Genomic DNA, 17,466 nt, shown 5'->3' with positions numbered 1-17,466 from the left:
CGTCTTTAGCGGTTCTCGTAAGTCCCCGAGAAGCTGCGATCGAGGATGTGCGGTCCGTCCTCGTTGCGCTGTTCGTCGCTTTCGAACAGCGCCCGGCGATTTTCCTCGTCGGTCCATTGCTGCCGCGCCTGTTCGGCCGTCTTGTTGATCGTCACCCGCTCATCGACCGATTGGATCCACGAACACGGAATCGAGTGGTGATGACCGCCGGCATTGGCGCCGTTCTTGGTCAGGATGATCTTGTCGCCCACGACCTTGTCGACGGTGCCGACCGGCTGCCCATCGGAGCCGACCACTTCCATATGCTCCTTGGCCTGCCGCAGGCTGGACCGCTGCTGCTGCCGCTGACCGCGCCAGCTGGAGAATTCATTGTGGAACTTGTCGCGGTTCTCGCGGCGATATTCCTCATAGTCGCGGTCCAGCTCGCCGATCTGCTGGTTGCGCCACTCGCGGTAATGATCGTCATGCGGGTGCGCACCGCCGCCGCTATACTGGTTGCGCGACGATCCCGCGCCATAGCCGGAGGTGGCGCCATAGCGCGACCCGCCGGCTTCATAGCCGCCGCTGCGACCGCGCCATTCGCTGCGGCCATAATCATAGCCGCCGCTGGTCGGCTCGCCGCGGAACGTCTGGGGCGGGCGGTCGTCCCGGTCGTAGCTGCCGCGATTGCCGCCGATGTTCATGCCGCCCCAGCTGGAGCCACGATCGCGGGACTGGCCGCGATACTCGTCGCGCCCGTAGCGGCCGCCACGGTCGTCGTCGTCGGAAAACCAGGAGCGGATTTCTTCGCCGGCACGCTCAAAAAAACCGCGTCCATCGTCACCGCCGCGGCTGCGGTCGGAGCCGCGCCAGTCCTCCCGACTGCGGTCGCGGCTGCCGCCGAACCAGCTGTCGTCCCGCCCGCGTTCGCGGTTGCGGTCGTCGCCGCCGAACCAGCTGCCGCCGCGCTCGCCGCGCTCGCCGCGATCGCGGCTGCGGTCATAGCCCTGATCATATTCGCGGTTCTCGTAGTAGCGCCCGCTGGGGCTGCCATAGCCGCGATAATGTTCGTCTCTGTCTGCCATGTCTGCTCTCCTATACGTTCAGGGAAGCACAAAGCGGGCATGCGCCGCCCGCGCACCTCCTGGAGGCAGAGCGCTTGCTGACATAGGTTGGTTCCGGTGCTCGCCTTCGGCTGCGACGAAGCGTGTTGCATCGGGCAGGAGGCGCGGCTAAGGGCGCTGCTTCGCGCGGCCAGCCCGCGTGTTCGATGATGGTGCGGGGCCGTAGCTCAGCTGGGAGAGCGCGTCGTTCGCAATGACGAGGTCAGGGGTTCGATCCCCCTCGGCTCCACCATTTTCTCGAGTCGCCAGAGTCACTTAGGGGCAGCGCGTGGGCGCGAAACCGCACACGCGCTCTGTGCCTTGCGCGCAACAGTTCAGAACCATTCTTCCCCGTAGCCGCTAAGTGTTCGATTTACCGTATATTAACGGTTTCGGCCCAAAGGTTAACTGGTTAATGAAGCAGACGGGCGTTAGCGGGGTCGCCGCGCCCGGATAGCTGAGGGGCAGCAAATATGCGCGTTCTGCTGATTGAAGACGAGCCGACGACCGCCAAGGCGATCGAGATGATGCTGAATGCCGAGGGGCTGAACGTCTACACGACGGACCTGGGCGAAGAGGGTCTCGATCTTGGCAAGCTCTATGATTACGATATCATTCTGCTCGACCTGAACCTGCCGGACATGCACGGCTATGACGTGCTGAAGAAGCTGCGCACGTCCAAGGTCTCGACGCCGGTACTGATCCTCTCGGGCGTTTCGGAGATGGACTCGAAGGTCCGCTCCTTCGGCTTCGGCGCCGACGATTACGTCACCAAGCCGTTCCACCGCGACGAATTGGTCGCTCGCATCCACGCCGTCGTGCGCCGCTCCAAGGGGCACAGCCAGTCGGTCATCCGCACCGGCAAGCTGGCCGTGAACCTGGACGCGAAGACGGTCGAGGTCGACGGCGCCCGCGTCCACCTGACGGGCAAGGAATATGCGATGCTGGAGCTGCTCTCGCTCCGCAAGGGCACGACGCTCACCAAGGAAATGTTCCTCAACCATCTCTATGGCGGGATGGACGAGCCCGAACTCAAGATCATCGACGTCTTCATCTGCAAGCTGCGCAAGAAGCTCAGCCTGGCATGCGGCGGCGACAATTATATCGAGACGGTGTGGGGCCGCGGCTATGTGCTCCGCGATCCGCAGGAAGAACAGGTTCCGGTCACCGCCGCCGCCTGATCTTTCCACGGGATTTGCAACAAGGGCGCGGGGCTGGTCCCCGCGCCCTTTTGCTTGTCAGGCGAGCGCCGCGTCGGCGCCCATCAGCTTCGGGAAAAAGCCTTCATGCGCCGCGCGTAGCGCGTCGAGGGCGACCACGCAGTCGCGCTCGGGACGTTCGAAGATCAGCCGACCCTTGATCGTGCGGCCGAGCGGCTCGACGGTGACGCCGGCCAGATGGGCGGTGTTCAGGAACTCGATCAGCGCGTTGTCGGGAACGGTGACGATATAGAGCCCTTGGTCCTCGCCGAAGAACGCGGGCGCGCAGGCGAAGGGCTGCGGCTTGTCGATCATCGCGCCGATGCCGCTCGCCAGCGCCATCTCCGCCAGCGCGACGGCGATGCCGCCGTCGGACACGTCGTGACAGGCCGACACATGGCCATGTTCGATCGCGGCACGCACGAAGTCGCCGGTCCTGCGCTCGGCGGCGAGATCGACCGGCGGCGGCGGCCCTTCTTCGCGGCCGTGGACTTCGCGCAGCCAGAGCGTTTGGCCCAGATGGCCGGTGCGCTCGCCGACGCACAGGATCACGTCGCCGACGCCCTTGAAGCCGATCGTCATCGACTTGCGCCAATCTTCGAGCAGCCCCACCGCGCCGATCGCCGGCGTCGGCAGGATGGCCGAGCCGCCGCCCGTCGCCTTGCTCTCATTGTAGAGCGACACGTTCCCTGAGACGATCGGCATGTCGAGCCTGGTGCAGGCTTCGGCCATGCCTTCGATGCAGCCGACGAACTGGCCCATGATTTCTGGCCTCTGCGGGTTGGCGAAGTTCATGCAGTCGGTCGCGGCGAGCGGGCGGGCACCTGCCGCGGTCAGGTTGCGCCAGGCTTCGGCGATCGCCTGTTTGCCGCCCTCGACGGGATCCGCGTAGCAATAGCGCGGCGTGGAGTCGGTGGTGATGGCGAGCCCCTTGTCGGTGCCGTGTACGCGCACGACAGCCGCGTCGCCGCCCGGCCGCTGCACCGTATCGGCGCCGACCATGTGATCATATTGCTCCCACACCCAGCGCCGTGAAGCGAGATCGGGCGAGCCGATCAGCTTCAGCAGGTCGGCGGCGATGTCGATATTGGCTTCGGTCACCGGCGCGTGCGGCGCGGGCTTGGGCGTCGGCACCCAAGGGCGGTCATAGGCCGGAGCATCGTCGCCGAGCGGACCGAGCGGAATGTCGGCCGCGGTCTCGCCCTGCCATTTCAGCACCAGCCGGCCGGTGTCAGTGATGCGGCCAATGACCGCGAAGTCCAACTCCCATTTGCGGAAGATCGCCTCGGCCTCCAGCTCGCGGCCGGGCTTTAGCACCATCAGCATGCGCTCCTGGCTTTCTGAGAGCATCATCTCATAGGGCGTCATGCCGGTCTCACGGCACGGCACCGCATCCATGTCGAGTTCGATGCCGACGCCGCCCTTCGACGCCATCTCCACCGACGAGGAGGTGAGGCCGGCAGCGCCCATGTCCTGGATGGCGACGATCGCATCCGATGCCATCAGCTCCAGACAGGCTTCGATCAGCAGCTTTTCGGTGAACGGGTCGCCGACCTGCACGGTCGGGCGCTTCTCGTCGGCATCCTCGCCGAAATCGGCCGACGCCATCGTGGCCCCGTGGATGCCGTCGCGGCCGGTCTTCGAGCCGACATAGACGACCGGATTGCCGATGCCGGCGGCCGCCGAATAGAAGATCTTGTCGGTCTGGGCGATGCCCACCGTCATCGCGTTGACCAGGATGTTCCCGTCATAGGCCGGGTGGAAGTTCACCTCGCCGCCGACCGTCGGCACGCCGACGCAATTGCCATAGCCGCCGATGCCGTGGACAACGCCGGCGATCAGGTGGCGCATCTTCGGATGATCGGGCCGGCCAAAGCGGAGCGCGTTCATATTGGCGATCGGCCGCGCACCCATGGTGAACACGTCCCGCAGGATGCCGCCCACGCCCGTCGCCGCACCCTGGTAGGGCTCAATATAGGACGGGTGGTTGTGGCTCTCCATCTTGAAGATGGCGGCAAGTCCGTCGCCGATGTCGATCACGCCGGCATTCTCGCCCGGGCCCTGGATCACCCAGGGCGCCTTGGTCGGCAGCTTCTTCAGGTGGATGCGGGAGGATTTGTACGAGCAATGCTCCGACCACATCACCGAGAAGATGCCGAGTTCGGTCAGGTTCGGCTCCCGGCCCAAGGCGGCGAGGACGCGCTCATATTCTTCCGGGGACAGGCCGTGTTCGGCGACGATCGCGGGCGTGATCTCGGGCATGGCCGCGCCCTTAGCCGGGTGCGCCAGCCATTCCTAGGGGATCAGGCGGATCTGCGGGTTTGGGAGAGCAGGTCCGCGACCACGGACTTGGGGGCGGGGCGGCCGAACAGATAGCCCTGGCCGGTCGAGCAGCCATGCTGGCGCAGGAACTCGGCCTGGCGATCAGTCTCGATGCCCTCCGCGACCACCGTCTTGCCGAGGCCCTGACCGAGCTTGATTATGGCGGAAACGATGGCGGCGCTGTCGACGCCGGTGTCGCCGAACAGGTCTTGAATGAAGCTGCGGTCGATCTTGAGCGCGTCGACCGGAATTTCGCGCAGGTGCGTCAGCGACGCATAGCCGGTGCCGAAATCGTCGAGCGAAATACCGAAGCCGGCCTGCTTCAGTTCCGTGATCAGGTCGTTCGCCATCGGTGCCGAGCGGCCGACGAACACGCCTTCGGTCACTTCGATGACGAGGCGCTCGCGTGGGATGCCGGCGCCGTCCATGTGATCGGTCAGGCGCGTGATGAAGTCGCGGTTGCGGAACTCGGCCGCCGAGGCGTTGATCGACATCTTGCCGAACTCGAGCCCCTGGTTGCGCCAGTCGATCATGTCGGCGATGACCATGTCGAGCATCGCAATGCCGATCGCCTCGGCCACTTCGAAATCATTGAAGGCTTCGGCGATGGTGCCCGGCAGGCAGATCTGGCCCGAGCGGTCGCGGCGTCGCAAGAGCGCTTCGAAGCCGACGATCTGCCCGGTCTCCATCGAGACCTGGGGCTGGTAGAAGGGAATCAGCCGCTTGTTTTCGACCGCTTCGCGGCCAATGTTGATCATCGCCACGCGCCGCTGCATCTTGCTGCGCATGGCCGGCTCGAAGCTCATGAAGCGGCCGCGCCCGGCATTCTTCGCCTCGTAGAGCGCGATGTCCGCATGCTTGAACAGCTCGGACGCGTTGGACGCGTGCAGCGGGAAGATGGCGGCGCCGGCGCTGGCCCTGCAGTCGAACTCGCGGCCGCCGAGGCGCAGCGGTGTCTTGAGCGCGGTGAACAGATCGTCGACCAGGCTTTCGATCGCTTCGGGTCCCTCGACGCCGGGCAGCAGGATCGCGAACTCGTCGCCGCCCAGCCGCGCCACTGTCGCCTGCAGGGTGATGTTTTCCTGCAGCACCTTGGCAAACTGGGCGAGCAACCGGTCGCCGGCGTGATGGCCCAGGATGTCGTTCACGTCCTTGAAGTGATCGAGGTCCAACATGACGAGCCCGAGCCGGCCGAGGCCGTCGGCGGCGCGGCTGGTCAGCTCGTCCAGGCGTTGGTTGAACAGGTTGCGGTTGGGCAGGCCGGTCAGCGGGTCGTGCTCGGCCGCCCAGCGCGTCTCGATCTCGGCCAGGACGATTTCGTGAATGTCTTCGGTATAGCCGTACCAGCGGACGATATTGCCCTCTTCGTCGCGGCGCGGGAAGGCGCGGGAGCGCATCCAGCGATAGCTGCCATCGGCCATCTTGAAGCGACAACGCACGTCGTGCGGCGTGCCGTTCATCAATGCGTTGCCGACCGTCGCCTGCATCCGCGGCAAGTCCTCGGGGTGGAGCACATGCATCCAGCCGAGAAAGCCAAGCGCCTGTTCTTCGGCCAGGCCGACCATCTTCAGATAGCGTTCGGTGACCCGGGTGACGCCCTTGTCGTTGTCGGCGACCCAGGGCAGCTGCGGATTGAGCTCGACCGTGTACCAGAGATGTTCGACCGTGCGGTTCAGGTCGGCGATCTCCTCGCGCTCTTCGGTCCGGTCCATCAGCGTGACGAACAGGGCGGGGCCGCCATCGCCTGCCTCGCCGCGGCTGAGCCCGGCATCGACGTGCAGCACGGCGCCATTCAGCGTGCGGCCGGAAATGGCGATAGTGACCGGCGATCCGCTCAGCGCCTGCCGGATGGCGCGGACGACCACGGGGCCGATGGTTCGATCGACGAGGCGCAGCAGGGCCAGTCCGGTGGTGCGGGCCTTGGCGGATAGGAGTTCCGCCGCGCGCTTGTCGGCGTCGATGACACTCCCGAGCGAAGCGATCGTCAGTGTGCCGAGGCCGGCGAGATCGAGAGCCTTGGCTGCCGCGGCGGGATCACGCATCGGCTTCGTGCCGTGGCGGTCCTTTACGACTCTCTTTTGCGGCTGCGCGTCCCTCACAGCAGGCGGGATACCGGCGAAGGGTTAACGCGTTCTTACCTGCTCCGTGCCGTTTTCGAAACGGTCTGTTAACCTTGTTCGGGCATCACGTTCACCGTGAGCATCTCCACCCGCCGTGCCCCTGTCGATGACCTGCCCGCCACCGCCCGGCTGCGGGGCGGTTTGATGATCGCGCCCGATATTGAGTCACTCGTCGAGCTGTTTGCGGGAGCACTCGAGGAACATGGCATCGACGGCCATTTCTGCCTCGCCCGATCGGGCGAGCAATTGGTCCCGGCTGCGGGCGACATGGCATCGCTGATCAATGCGACGGACGTGCTGACGGTGGAAGTGGAAGCGAGCGCCTTGCCCGGTGCGCTCGTTTTACTCGCCCGACCGAACCGGCCGCTGTCCCGCGAGGCGTGGGCGCGAGTGCGGGGCTATGCCGAGCTGTTCGCCGCGCGCGTGCTGGCGCTGCAGGAACTCGCCGACGATGTCGATACCGAATGTGGGCTGACGCTGCGCGAGCGCTACGTTCTCGGCCGGCGCCTGGCCGGTCTTGCGCCGATCGACATCGCGGAGGAAGCGAAGCTGACGGTGAACGCCGTCTCCGAAGCGATGGACAAGGCTGCGGCCAAGCTCGGCGCGGACAATGTGGGCGAAGCCATTGCGCTCGCGGCACGCCGCGGCTGGCTGGCTGTGACGAATCTTGAGAACTGCTCTTCAAGTTCACAGAATTTCACGTATAAGCTGACCCAGAACGGCTGACAGCCGTCGAGCGGGGGTCGCTTACAACATGTTGCACGTGGTCGCGAACGATAATCGCGCGCTGTACGAGCGTGAAATCGAAGAGTTTCATAGATTGAGAAAAGCCGTGTTCGTCGACGAACTCGGCTGGCGCATCCCCGTGCGCGACGGTCTCGAGATGGATCAATATGACGACGAGCGCGCGGTTTACGGCTTCTCGTTCGACGTCAACAATCAGCTGACCATGGCCTGTCGTTATCGGCCTACCGACGACCGGTCGTTGCTGATGGACGTGTTCAGCCATGCGCTCGCCCCCGGCACGCCCGATCCGACGGGCCCCGGCGTGTGGGAGATTACGCGCGGTATCTGCCTGGAGACGGGCGGAGCGCGGCACAATCAGCGTCGGCGCGCCTGCCAGATGATCACGCCGCTCGAGCTGACCCGTGCGACCGGCGGCACGCGCTGCGTCGCCTTTGCCGAGGTGCGGCTGCTGCCGCTATTCATCCAGATGGGCTGGCGCGTGAAATTGCTCGGCGATCCGATCGATTTCGGAGAAGGCACCGGGATCGCATTCGAGATCGATGCCAGCGACGTGGCCATCGCCAAGATCCGCCGTGATTTCGACTTGCCGGAACAGGGCTATATCAAGCTGCTGCCTGACCCGTCTGACAAGCGGACGATCCATGAGCGCGCGGCCGACCTGGCGCTGTCGTCGGCGCTCACCGCGTCGTTGATGCCGCAAGACAGCGACGCTCGTGAAGTGGCGCAGAGCATCATGCGGACGGTGTCCAACCCGAAGCTCAACAAGCGCGCGTTCGACTATGTGCGCCGCAACCAAAGCGACCTTGCCGCGGTTCCCGGCGCGGCGTGAAGCGGGCCGGCGCGGTCGCCGGCCCTGATCAGTTTAGCGTGAGCAGCTCTGCGCGGCGCCGCCATTGACCGCGATCTGCACGGTCTTGCCGCTGCCCGACACCGAGAAGCCGTTGCCGCCAGCCATCGTGCCGCCTTCGGCCGGCGCCTTGACCTGGGTCGGCGTGCCTTCCTTCGACGTGCGGACATTGGCGCTGGTCTTGTCGCCCAGGAAGTCGACATAGACGATCGAGTTGTCCTTGCAGCGATAGATGGCGCTGTCCGTCACGGCCGGCGGCAGCTCGACCGGCGCGGCATTGGCGATCTGGTTCGCCATCGGATCGGGATTGGTGTCGATCACCTCGGGTTCGGACTTGTTGCAGCCGCCGAGGACCAGCAGCGCCGCAACGGCGGAAAGGGGAATGAGCTTGGTCATAGGGCCCAAGCTTTCGCGGGTGCAGCAAGATCGGTCAAGCGGAACGTGATTCTGTAACATGACGTTCGACTGTCCAGCGCTGTCATTCGTGGAAAAACGGGGGCTTGAGGTTCAGTCCGCCAGCGCTTTCCAGCGTTCAAGCTTGCGCTCGTAAGGGATTGCATGCGCCGGGCTACTGGACGGAAGCGGCATGAGGCGGATGCGATTCGCCCACTGACCCAACGCTGCCGTGCCGATCCGGGCCGCCGTGCCGCCGTTGAACCCGATCGTTCGCAGTTGCGGAAGCGATCCGACGAGCTGCTGAAGATCATTCGGTCGGGCATCCTTGATGGCGGTATCGAGGCTGCCTTGGCGTTCGGCGTCGGCGACGACGTCCCACAGCCCCACGCCCCTGGAAAGCAGCGATTGCAGGCGCTGCTCATAGTCCAGGGCCGGCAGAGGCAGGCCGAGCACATCGCCCAGCAGGCGCCAGAATTGGTTGCGCGGATGGGCGTAATAGCGAGCCGCGGCCAGTGACCGGGCGCCCGGCAGGCTGCCGAGCACGAGGATCCGCGTCTGCTCGTCGACGACCGGCGGGAACGAAGCATGGCGCATCGGCTCAATGATCGCTTCGCCGGTGCAAAGACAAGGCTGCTTGTTCGCAGCCGTCGCGCCGCCTACCTCCATGCCATGACGACACCCGATACGCTGGCGCTGATCGGCAACACGCCGCTCGTGCGCCTGAAGGGGCCGAGCGAAGCGACCGGCTGCGACATCTACGGCAAATGCGAGTTCCTGAACCCCGGCGCTTCCGTCAAGGACCGCGCGGCGCTCGGCATCGTCGAGGATGCCGAGGAAAAGGGCTTGATCGCGGCCGGCGGCACGTTTGTCGAGGGGACTGCGGGCAATACCGGCATCGGCCTGGCGCTCGTCGCCAATGCCAAGGGCTACAAGACGATTATCGTGATGCCGGAAACGCAGAGCCGGGAGAAGATGGATACCCTTCGCGCGCTCGGCGCCGAGCTCGTGCTGGTCGCCGCCGCGCCTTATTCGAGCCCCTGCCACTTCGTGCATACCTCGCGCCGGATCGCGGAGGAGACGCCGAATGCGCTCTGGGCCAATCAATTCGACAACATCGCCAACCGGCGCGCGCACATCCGCTGGACCGCCGAAGAGATTTGGACGCAGATGGACGGTCGTATCGACGGCTTCACCTGCGCGGTGGGAACCGGTGGCACATTGGCTGGCGTGGGCCTTGGGCTGAAAGCCAAGGATCCGGAGGTCACGATCGCGCTGACCGATCCGCATGGCGCCGCGCTTTACAGCTATTATGCCTGTGGCGAGCTGCGCTCTGAAGGGAGTTCCGTCGCCGAGGGCATCGGCCAGGGCCGGATCACCGCCAATCTGGAAGGCGCGCCGGTCGATACCCAGTTCCGCATTTCGGATGCCGAGGGGCTCGCCCAGGTTCAGGCCTTGCTGAAGGAGGAAGGGCTGTGCCTCGGCCTCTCGTCGGGGATCAACGTTGCCGGCGCGATGGCGCTGGCGCGGCAGCTCGGACCCGGCAAACGGATCGTCACGATCCTGTGCGACACCGGCTTTCGCTATCTATCGACGCTTTATAATCCCGAATGGCTGGCGGCAAAGGGCCTCGCCACGACAGCGTGATTTTGCGTTCGCGCCGTTTGGGGTTACACAGGCACGCAATGTCGGATGACAAACGCGCTGGCATGCAGAGAATTCGCGTCGGGCTGACCGGGCTGGGCGCGGTCCTACTGATCGTCGCCATCTCCGCCGCGATCTTCGAGAGCGCCAGCCACCAGCCGGTCAACAGCACCGATCCGGGCCTGAACCGGACCGAGCAGGTCGTCGCCAATATGGTGGCGGCGAACGCCACCGAAGCGCCGAGCGAACCGCTCGCGGAAATCGGGGTGACGCCTGGCGCTCCCGCCGCATCGAACAGCGCCGACTCGTCCAAATAGGCCGCCCACCCCCGTGACTTCCCGGAACATCCCACGAACAAGGTGGCAGCGGCGCGTCGAAGTGCCGCCGGCACCGGACATTCTGCCGATCTAGAGCCGCTTTTTCCCGCAAAATCCCGTTGTTTCCCGCGCTGACCCGAGATATGTATTTCGGGACAGGCGGGGCTCATCCCTTTGAACGATTCGTCCCCGGAGGGCGCGTGAAGGCGCGCTTTTCGGAACGAGAGGGTTTTGCGCCCCGCCCAAGAGGGTGCGCGTGGGCGAAAGAGAAGCCTTTAACGGATTTGCGATGACCGCGGTCGACGGCAAAGGCCGCGTCGCCATCCCCGCATCCATGCGCGCCGTGATCGAGCGCAATGTAGAAGCCGGCGGCGGCGACCCCCGCACCGTCGTGATCGCGCTCCACCCCCAGGATCCGTGCCTGATCGCCTATGACCCTGCCTGGTTGAAGCGCAGCCATGATCGCCTGGAGCGCCGCGAAGAGATGCTCGAAGCGCAGGGCGATGCGATCGATTTCAACGCGAAGCGCCGCGCGCTTGCGCTGACGGAGAGCGCCGGCTTTGATTCCAGCGGCCGCTTCGTCCTGCCGGACTTCTACGCGATGAAGGCGAAGCTGCTGCCGGGTACCGATGCCGTCTTCTCCGGTGCCGGAAATTTCTTCGAGATTTGGAATCCCGACGTGCTGCTGGCGGCCGAAGGCGTCGATGCGACGCTCAAGGAACTCGTCGAGTTCACGCGCGCCAAGCGGGCCGCCAAGTGAACGCCGCTCCGCACATTCCAGTCATGCTCGCCGAAGTGATCGACGCGCTCGCCATCACCCCCGGCGAGCGGCATGTCGACGGCACCTTCGGCGCCGGCGGCTATACGCGCGCGATGCTCGACAAGGGTGCCGCGGTCTTTGCCTTCGATCGCGATCCGAACGCGGTCTTGGCTGCCCCGGTGCTGCCCGGACTGACGCTGATCGAGCGGCGCTTCTCTGAAATGGAGGAGGCGTTGGGGGCGCTCGACGCGCTCCCGGTCGATGGCGTGACGCTCGATATCGGCGTGTCGTCGATGCAGTTCGACCAGGCCGAACGCGGCTTTTCCGTGCAGAATGACGGGCCGCTCGACATGCGGATGGAGCAGGCCGGGCTGAGCGCCGCCGAATGGCTGAACACGGCTGACGAGGCCGAGATCGCCGACGTGATCTTCCGCCTGGGCGAGGAGCGCCGCTCGCGCCGCATCGCCCGCGCGATCGTCGCCGCCCGGCCGCTCGCCCGCACGCTCGAACTCGCGACCGTCGTGCGCAAGTCGGTCGGCTATATCCCGGGCAAGGACAAGGACCCGGCGGTGCAGGTCTTCCAGGCGATCCGCATCCACCTGAACCGCGAACTGGAAGAGCTGCAGGACGGCCTCGAAGCGGCGGAGCGCGTGCTGGCGCCCGGCGGGCGGCTGGCAGTCGTCACCTTCCACAGTCTCGAGGATCGCATCGTGAAGCAGTTCCTGCGCGATCGCAGCGGCGCGGCACCCGCAGGTTCGCGGCACCTGCCGTCAACCAAGTCGCGCCGGCCGAGCTTCGAGGCGGTCGGCAAGGCCGTGCGGCCGAGCGCCGCGGAGACGGCGGCAAATCCGCGCGCACGGTCGGCGACGCTGCGCGTGGCGAAAAGAACAACGGCGGAAGCTTGGGGAGTATCGGCATGATCGCACGGCGTTTGCGTCCGATCGGATGGGTGGCGGGCGTCGCGGGCGCGGCGCTCTCTTTCTACCTCGTCTCGCTCCAGGTGGCTGCCGAGCGCACCGCGCTGGAGAGCGTCGAGCGCAAGATCGTGCTGACCCAGAGCCAGATCCGCACGCTCGAGACCGAGTTCAGCGCCCGCGCGAGCCTCAGGCAGCTCGAATCCTACAACAATGAAGTGCTCGCGCTCGCGGCGCCGAAGGTCGATCAGTATCTGACCAGCGAAGTGCAGCTCGCCGCCTATGTGCCGGGCGAGGGCCTGCCCGCGCAGGCGCCGCGCACCGCGCTCGCCAGCGCCGAAACGGTTTCCCCACCTGCGGCGGTGGCCAGCGCACCGCCCGCCCGGCCGGTGCTGCGCCCGGCGGTGGTGCCCGATGCCCGGTCCGACGGTGCGCCGGTCATCCCCGCGATCAAGCGTTCGCCGATGATGCAGGCCGTTGCCATGATCGAAGAGCTGCCGCAACCGCGCACGATCCCGGCGCAGGTGAAGGTCACGAAGCCCAAGGCTGAAAAGGTGGCGCTGCTCGACGATGGCTCGATCCGCGACATCGCCCGCACCGCCGCGAAGGAAGCAAAGGCGAAACGATGACCGCTGTCGCCGCCGCTCCGCACGCGCAGTTCCGCCCCTTGCCAGAGCGCCGCCCCGAGGTGGCGCTTTCGCACGTTCGGCTGATGCTGTTGATGCTGCTGTTCATCGGCGCGACGGCGGCGATCGGCCTGCGCATTGCCTATCTGTCGGTCTTCACCGATGCGAGCACCAACCGCGCGCATGCGGCGCGGATCGGGCGCGGCGACATTCTCGATCGCAACGGCATTCCGCTTGCGCAGACGATCGACGCCTGGTCGATCGGCATTCATCCGGCCAAGATCATCGGCGACAGGGCGGAACTGGCGCGGCAGCTCGCCACGTTGATGCCGGAGAAGAGCGCGGACGAGTATCTGCGCATTCTCAATTCGAAGCTGACCTTCACCTATCTCCGCCGCCGCGCGACGCCGGAGCTGGTCGCCGCGGTCAACCGGCTGGGCGAGCCGGGCATCGATCTCGGGCGCGAGCCGGAGCGCATCTACCCGCAGGGCATGCTCGCCGCCCATGTGCTCGGCTTCACCGACTTCAACGGCAACGGCGTGTCCGGCATGGAAAAGGTGCTGGAGCGCGAGCTGACCGGCGCGGGGCGCGCGGGTGGCGTCCAGCTGTCCATCGACAGCCGCGTGCAGCAGGCGCTGGAAGCGGAACTCGGCCGCGCAATGACCAAGTTCAGCGCCATCGGCGCCGCCGGCGTGGTCATGGACATCAAGACCGGCGAAGTGGTCGCGCTGACCTCCTTGCCCGAACTCAATCCGAACAAGCCGGCGCAGCAGGGCGCCGACGCGGCATTCAACCGCGCGACGCTGGGCGTCTACGAGCTCGGCTCGACCTTCAAGCCGTTCACCGTCGCCATGGCGATGGACGCGGGCGTGGTCCGCAGCCTCGGCCAGATGTACAACTGCCCCAAGGTGCTGCGCGCCGGCCGCTTTTCGATCACCGACACCCACCCGTTCGGCCGCGCCTGCTCGGTCGCCGAGATAATGCAGGAATCGTCGAACATCGGCACGGCGCAGATCGCGGCGCAGCTCGGCACGGAGCGGCAGCGCGCTTTCCTGAAGCGCATGCACTTTCTGGAGCGAGTCAAGATCGAGATCCCCGAACGCGGCCGCCCGCTCAATCCGGGCGCGAACTGGGGCGATATCTCGACGATGACGGTCGGCTATGGCCATGGCATCGCGGTGTCGCCGCTGCACCTGGCGACCGGCTATGCGACCCTGTTCAACGGCGGCGTCTGGCGGCCCGCGACCTTGCTGAAGCGCGATGCGCGCAATCCGCTGCCGGAAGGCGACCGCGTTTTCTCGGCCGATACATCGTACAAGATGCGCTCGCTGCTTCGCCTCGTCGTGACGCACGGCACCGGCAAGAAGGCGGACGCGCCGGGCTTCCGCGTCGGCGGCAAGACCGGCACCGCGGAAAAGATCGTCGGCGGCCGCTATTCGGGCGCGGCGGTGGTCACCACCTTTGCCGGTGTGTTTCCGATGGAGGCGCCGCGCTATGTGATCGTCGCCATGCTCGACGACCCCAAGGCGACCAAGGACACTTACGGCTTCCACACCGCCGGCTGGAACGTGGCGCCGGTGATTTCCGGCACGGTCAGTCGCATCGGCCCGATGCTGGGCGTGATGCCAGACCCGAACCGCGAAGCCAATCTGGGCGAGGTGCTCCCCTTCGTTCATGCGAAGGAGTGACGCGTGCGGCTGCGCGATCTGGCGGGAATCGATTCTGACGTAGAGATCACCGGCTTCGCCATCGATCACCGCAAGGTCGCGCCCGGCACTGTGTTCGGCGCGTTCCGGGGCAGCCGCTTCAATGGCGAGGACTTCATCGCCCAGGCTATCGCCTTCGGTGCTGCGGCAGTCGTGGCGGCGCCGAATGCACAGGTCGCAGGCGTTCCGCATATCGCGTCCGACGATCCCCGCCGCGTCTTTGCCCAACTGGCCGCCCGCTTCTTCGCGCCCTATCCGGCGACTACCGTCGCGGTCACCGGCACCAACGGCAAGACGTCGAGCGTCGAGCTGACGCGGCAGCTTTGGCGGCTCGCCGGGCACAATGCGGCGTCGATCGGCACGCTCGGCGTCACCACCGCGCACGACCAGGTGCTGACCGGCCTCACCACGCCAGACATCGTGACCTTCCTGTCCAACGTCGCCGGCCTGAAGCGCGAAGGCGTGACGCATCTGTCCTTCGAAGCGTCGAGTCACGGTCTCGATCAGAAGCGCACCGAAGGGCTGCCCGTCCGTGCCGCCGGCTTCACCAACTTGAGCCGCGACCATCTCGACTATCACGGCGATATGCACAGCTATTTCGCCGCCAAGCTGCGCCTGTTCGAAGAAGTTGTGGATGAGGACGGCGCGGCCGTTGTCTGGGCGGATGACGGCGCGCATTCGGATCGGGTCGTGGAGGTGTCCCGAGCCAGGGGATTGCGTGTGCTGACGGTCGGCGAACGAGGCGAAGCGCTCAGATTGGTGAGCCGCACGCCGTCGCGCCTGGGTCAGCAGCTGGTGATCGAAGCCGAGGGCAAGAGCTACAAGGTCACGCTGCCGCTGATCGGCGCCTATCAGGCGGCCAATGCGTGCGTGGCGGCGGGGCTGGTGATCGCGACCGGCGGCGACACCGCGCGCGCGCTCGAACATCTCGCCCGCGTCACCCCGGTGCGTGGCCGGCTGGAGCGGGCGGCGATCACGCGGGCCGGCGCCCCCATCTATGTCGACTATGCCCACACGCCGGACGCGATCGAGGCGGCGGCGGCGGCCTTGCGCCCGCACACTAAGGGGCGGCTGATCATCGTCTTCGGTGCCGGCGGCGACCGGGACCAGGGGAAACGGCCGGAGATGGGCCGCGTGGCATCGCGGGTCGGCGACCTCGTCATCGTCACCGACGACAATCCCCGCACCGAGGATGCTGCCCTGATCCGCCGCGAGATCCTTGCCGGCGCGCCCGACGCACGGGAAATCGCCGGCCGGCGCGAAGCCATCGCCGAAGCGGTTGCCATTGCGGGTGCGGACGACGTCATCCTGCTCGCCGGCAAGGGCCACGAACAGGGCCAGATCGTCGGCGACCGCGTGCTGCCGTTCGACGATGTGACCGTCGCACGGGAGTGCGCGGCGTGACACCGCTCTGGACCTCAGCCGATATCGCTAGCGCCGTCTCCGGCACTGCGTCCGCCGCATTCGAGGCAAACGGCGTCGCGTTCGATTCTCGCGAAGTCACCGCCGGCGACCTGTTCATCGCGCTGTCCGGCGAGACCACGGACGGGCACCGGTTCGTCGATCAGGCCTTTGCGCAGGGTGCCGCCGGCGCGATCGTCAGCCAGCCGGTCGATCACCCGCACATTCTCGTCGCCGACACGCGCGCGGCGCTCGATTCCCTTGGGGTCGCAGCCAGGGCAAGAACGTCCGCCACCGTGGTCGGCATCACGGGATCGGTGGGCAAGACGGGCACCAAGGAAGCGCTCTGGGCGGCGTTCGATCGCATGGCGCCGGGCCGGGCGCACCGGTCGCTCAAGAGCTACAACAACCATACCGGCGTGCCATTGAGCCTGTCGCGCATGCCGGCCGACACGCGGTTTGGCGTCTTTGAAATGGGCATGAACCATGCGGGCGAGATCGCCGCGCACACGAGGCTCGTGCGGCCCCATGTTGCGGTGATCACCACCATCGCCCCGGCCCATATCGAGAATCTCGGCTCGATCGAGAATATCGCCCGCGCCAAGGCCGAGATCTTCGAGGGCCTGGAGCCGGGCGGGACGGCAATCATTCCTCATGACTCGCCGCAGCGTGACATCCTGATCGAGGCCGCGCAGCGCCATGCCGGTCGCGTGCTCACTTTCGGCTTGGGGCAAGGCGCCGATGTGCGGGCGATGGACATGGTGCCGTCCAAGAGCGGCGGCACCCTGATCACCGTGCAGCTGCCGGGCGCGAGCCTGACGATGACGGTCGGGCAGCCGGGCGAGCATTGGGTCACCAATGCCTTGGCGGTGATCGCCACTGTGGAGGCGGCGGGCGGAGATCTTGCCATCGCCGGTCTGGCCATGGCCGAGCTGCCGGGCATGCCCGGTCGTGGGGCGCGCTCGAACATCGCCGTGCCGGGCGGCGAGGCGCTGCTGATCGACGAAAGCTACAACGCCAATCCGGCCTCGATGCGCGCGACGCTCAAGGTGCTGGGCGAGCAGATGGCGGCGCGGCGGGTCGCGGTGCTGGGCACGATGCGCGAGCTGGGCGACCATGGCCCCCGCTTCCACGCCGAGCTTGCCGAGCCGATCCTGTCGGCGGGCGTCGATTTTGCACTGCTCGTCGGCGAAGAGATGGCGCCGCTTGGCCAGGCGCTTGAGGGGCGGGTCGACTTCGCGCATGTGCCCGCCGCCGCGGACGCGCTGGCCGCTCTGGATGGGCGGATCGGCGCTGGCGACGCGGTTCTCATCAAAGCTTCCAATTCGGTCGGATTGGGTCGGCTGGTCGCGCAGCTGACGGGCGGCGCGCTCGCGGGGAAGGACTGA

16 protein-coding genes and 1 tRNA gene are annotated in these 17,466 nt (G+C 66.5%); 12 read left to right on the top strand and 5 right to left on the bottom strand.

The window, feature by feature from the left end; all coding sequences use genetic code 11:
• Positions 1-5: 5 nt before the first annotated feature.
• Positions 6-1,064, bottom strand: a complete 1,059-nt coding sequence (locus tag HJG53_RS04690; protein ID WP_171127986.1) for a DUF2171 domain-containing protein — start codon at positions 1,062-1,064, stop codon at positions 6-8.
• Between the two features lie 195 nt (positions 1,065-1,259).
• On the opposite strand from HJG53_RS04690, the gene HJG53_RS04685 reads away from it, so the two are divergent.
• Both HJG53_RS04685 and ctrA read left to right on the top strand, forming a co-directional pair.
• Positions 1,260-1,335: transfer RNA gene (locus tag HJG53_RS04685), tRNA-Ala, on the top strand.
• A gap of 220 nt (positions 1,336-1,555) precedes the next feature.
• On the top strand, positions 1,556-2,263 hold the full coding sequence (ctrA, locus tag HJG53_RS04680; protein WP_171127983.1) for a response regulator transcription factor CtrA: 708 nt from the start codon (positions 1,556-1,558) through the stop codon (positions 2,261-2,263).
• Between the two features lie 57 nt (positions 2,264-2,320).
• On the opposite strand, the gene purL is transcribed toward ctrA, so the two are convergent.
• Positions 2,321-4,543, bottom strand: a complete 2,223-nt coding sequence (gene purL / locus HJG53_RS04675) for a phosphoribosylformylglycinamidine synthase subunit PurL (protein ID WP_171127981.1) — start codon at positions 4,541-4,543, stop codon at positions 2,321-2,323.
• 41 nt (positions 4,544-4,584) lie between these two features.
• Positions 4,585-6,645, bottom strand: a complete 2,061-nt coding sequence (locus HJG53_RS04670; RefSeq protein ID WP_171127979.1) for a bifunctional diguanylate cyclase/phosphodiesterase — start codon at positions 6,643-6,645, stop codon at positions 4,585-4,587.
• Positions 6,646-6,798: 153 nt separating this feature from the next.
• Here HJG53_RS04670 and HJG53_RS04665 point away from each other — a divergent pair, with 153 nt between their 5' ends.
• Together HJG53_RS04665 and HJG53_RS04660 are read left to right on the top strand one after the other, a co-directional pair.
• A complete protein-coding gene (locus tag HJG53_RS04665) occupies positions 6,799-7,449 on the top strand; it encodes a helix-turn-helix transcriptional regulator (RefSeq protein ID WP_171127977.1) in 651 nt (216 codons plus the stop codon).
• Between the two features lie 37 nt (positions 7,450-7,486).
• Complete coding sequence (locus tag HJG53_RS04660) at positions 7,487-8,299, top strand: acyl-homoserine-lactone synthase (protein WP_171127976.1); 813 nt, start codon at positions 7,487-7,489, stop codon at positions 8,297-8,299.
• Positions 8,300-8,332: 33 nt separating this feature from the next.
• On the opposite strand, the gene HJG53_RS04655 is transcribed toward HJG53_RS04660, so the two are convergent.
• Together HJG53_RS04655 and HJG53_RS04650 are read right to left on the bottom strand one after the other, a co-directional pair.
• On the bottom strand, positions 8,333-8,713 hold the full coding sequence (locus HJG53_RS04655; protein WP_171127975.1) for a hypothetical protein: 381 nt from the start codon (positions 8,711-8,713) through the stop codon (positions 8,333-8,335).
• Positions 8,714-8,824: 111 nt separating this feature from the next.
• Positions 8,825-9,379: a DNA-deoxyinosine glycosylase gene (locus HJG53_RS04650; protein WP_217352589.1), complete on the bottom strand. Its 555-nt coding sequence runs from the start codon at positions 9,377-9,379 to the stop codon at positions 8,825-8,827.
• A 3-nt stretch (positions 9,380-9,382) separates the two neighbouring features.
• Here HJG53_RS04650 and HJG53_RS04645 point away from each other — a divergent pair, with 3 nt between their 5' ends.
• The 8 genes from HJG53_RS04645 to murF all read left to right on the top strand — a co-directional run bounded on the left by HJG53_RS04645 (position 9,383) and on the right by murF (position 17,466).
• Positions 9,383-10,357: a cysteine synthase A gene (locus tag HJG53_RS04645; RefSeq protein WP_171127974.1), complete on the top strand. Its 975-nt coding sequence runs from the start codon at positions 9,383-9,385 to the stop codon at positions 10,355-10,357.
• Positions 10,358-10,419: 62 nt separating this feature from the next.
• Positions 10,420-10,671, top strand: a complete 252-nt coding sequence (locus HJG53_RS04640; protein ID WP_171127973.1) for a hypothetical protein — start codon at positions 10,420-10,422, stop codon at positions 10,669-10,671.
• 289 nt (positions 10,672-10,960) lie between these two features.
• Positions 10,961-11,431: a division/cell wall cluster transcriptional repressor MraZ gene (locus HJG53_RS04635; RefSeq protein WP_171127972.1), complete on the top strand. Its 471-nt coding sequence runs from the start codon at positions 10,961-10,963 to the stop codon at positions 11,429-11,431.
• On the top strand, positions 11,428-12,351 hold the full coding sequence (gene rsmH / locus HJG53_RS04630; protein ID WP_171127971.1) for a 16S rRNA (cytosine(1402)-N(4))-methyltransferase RsmH: 924 nt from the start codon (positions 11,428-11,430) through the stop codon (positions 12,349-12,351). The genes HJG53_RS04635 and rsmH overlap by 4 nt, the downstream gene beginning before the upstream one ends.
• Positions 12,348-12,974, top strand: a complete 627-nt coding sequence (locus HJG53_RS04625) for a hypothetical protein (protein ID WP_171127970.1) — start codon at positions 12,348-12,350, stop codon at positions 12,972-12,974. The genes rsmH and HJG53_RS04625 overlap by 4 nt, the downstream gene beginning before the upstream one ends.
• Complete coding sequence (locus tag HJG53_RS04620; RefSeq protein WP_171127969.1) at positions 12,971-14,659, top strand: penicillin-binding protein 2; 1,689 nt, start codon at positions 12,971-12,973, stop codon at positions 14,657-14,659. Before HJG53_RS04625 ends, HJG53_RS04620 begins: the two co-directional genes overlap by 4 nt.
• 3 nt (positions 14,660-14,662) lie before the next feature.
• Positions 14,663-16,081 (top strand): UDP-N-acetylmuramoyl-L-alanyl-D-glutamate--2,6-diaminopimelate ligase, encoded by a 1,419-nt coding sequence (locus tag HJG53_RS04615; protein WP_171127968.1) that lies wholly within the window; start codon positions 14,663-14,665, stop codon positions 16,079-16,081.
• The gene (gene murF / locus HJG53_RS04610; protein WP_171127967.1) at positions 16,078-17,466 is read left to right on the top strand and encodes a UDP-N-acetylmuramoyl-tripeptide--D-alanyl-D-alanine ligase; all 1,389 of its coding nucleotides are present in this window, start codon (positions 16,078-16,080) and stop codon (positions 17,464-17,466) included. The genes HJG53_RS04615 and murF overlap by 4 nt, the downstream gene beginning before the upstream one ends.

It is taken from the genome of Sphingomonas sp. ID1715 (assembly GCF_013044515.1).
Classification (GTDB): Bacteria; Pseudomonadota; Alphaproteobacteria; order Sphingomonadales; family Sphingomonadaceae; genus Sphingomonas_B.
Note: the sequence above shows the minus strand (reverse complement) of the source record. Positions and strands in the feature narration are given on the sequence as shown.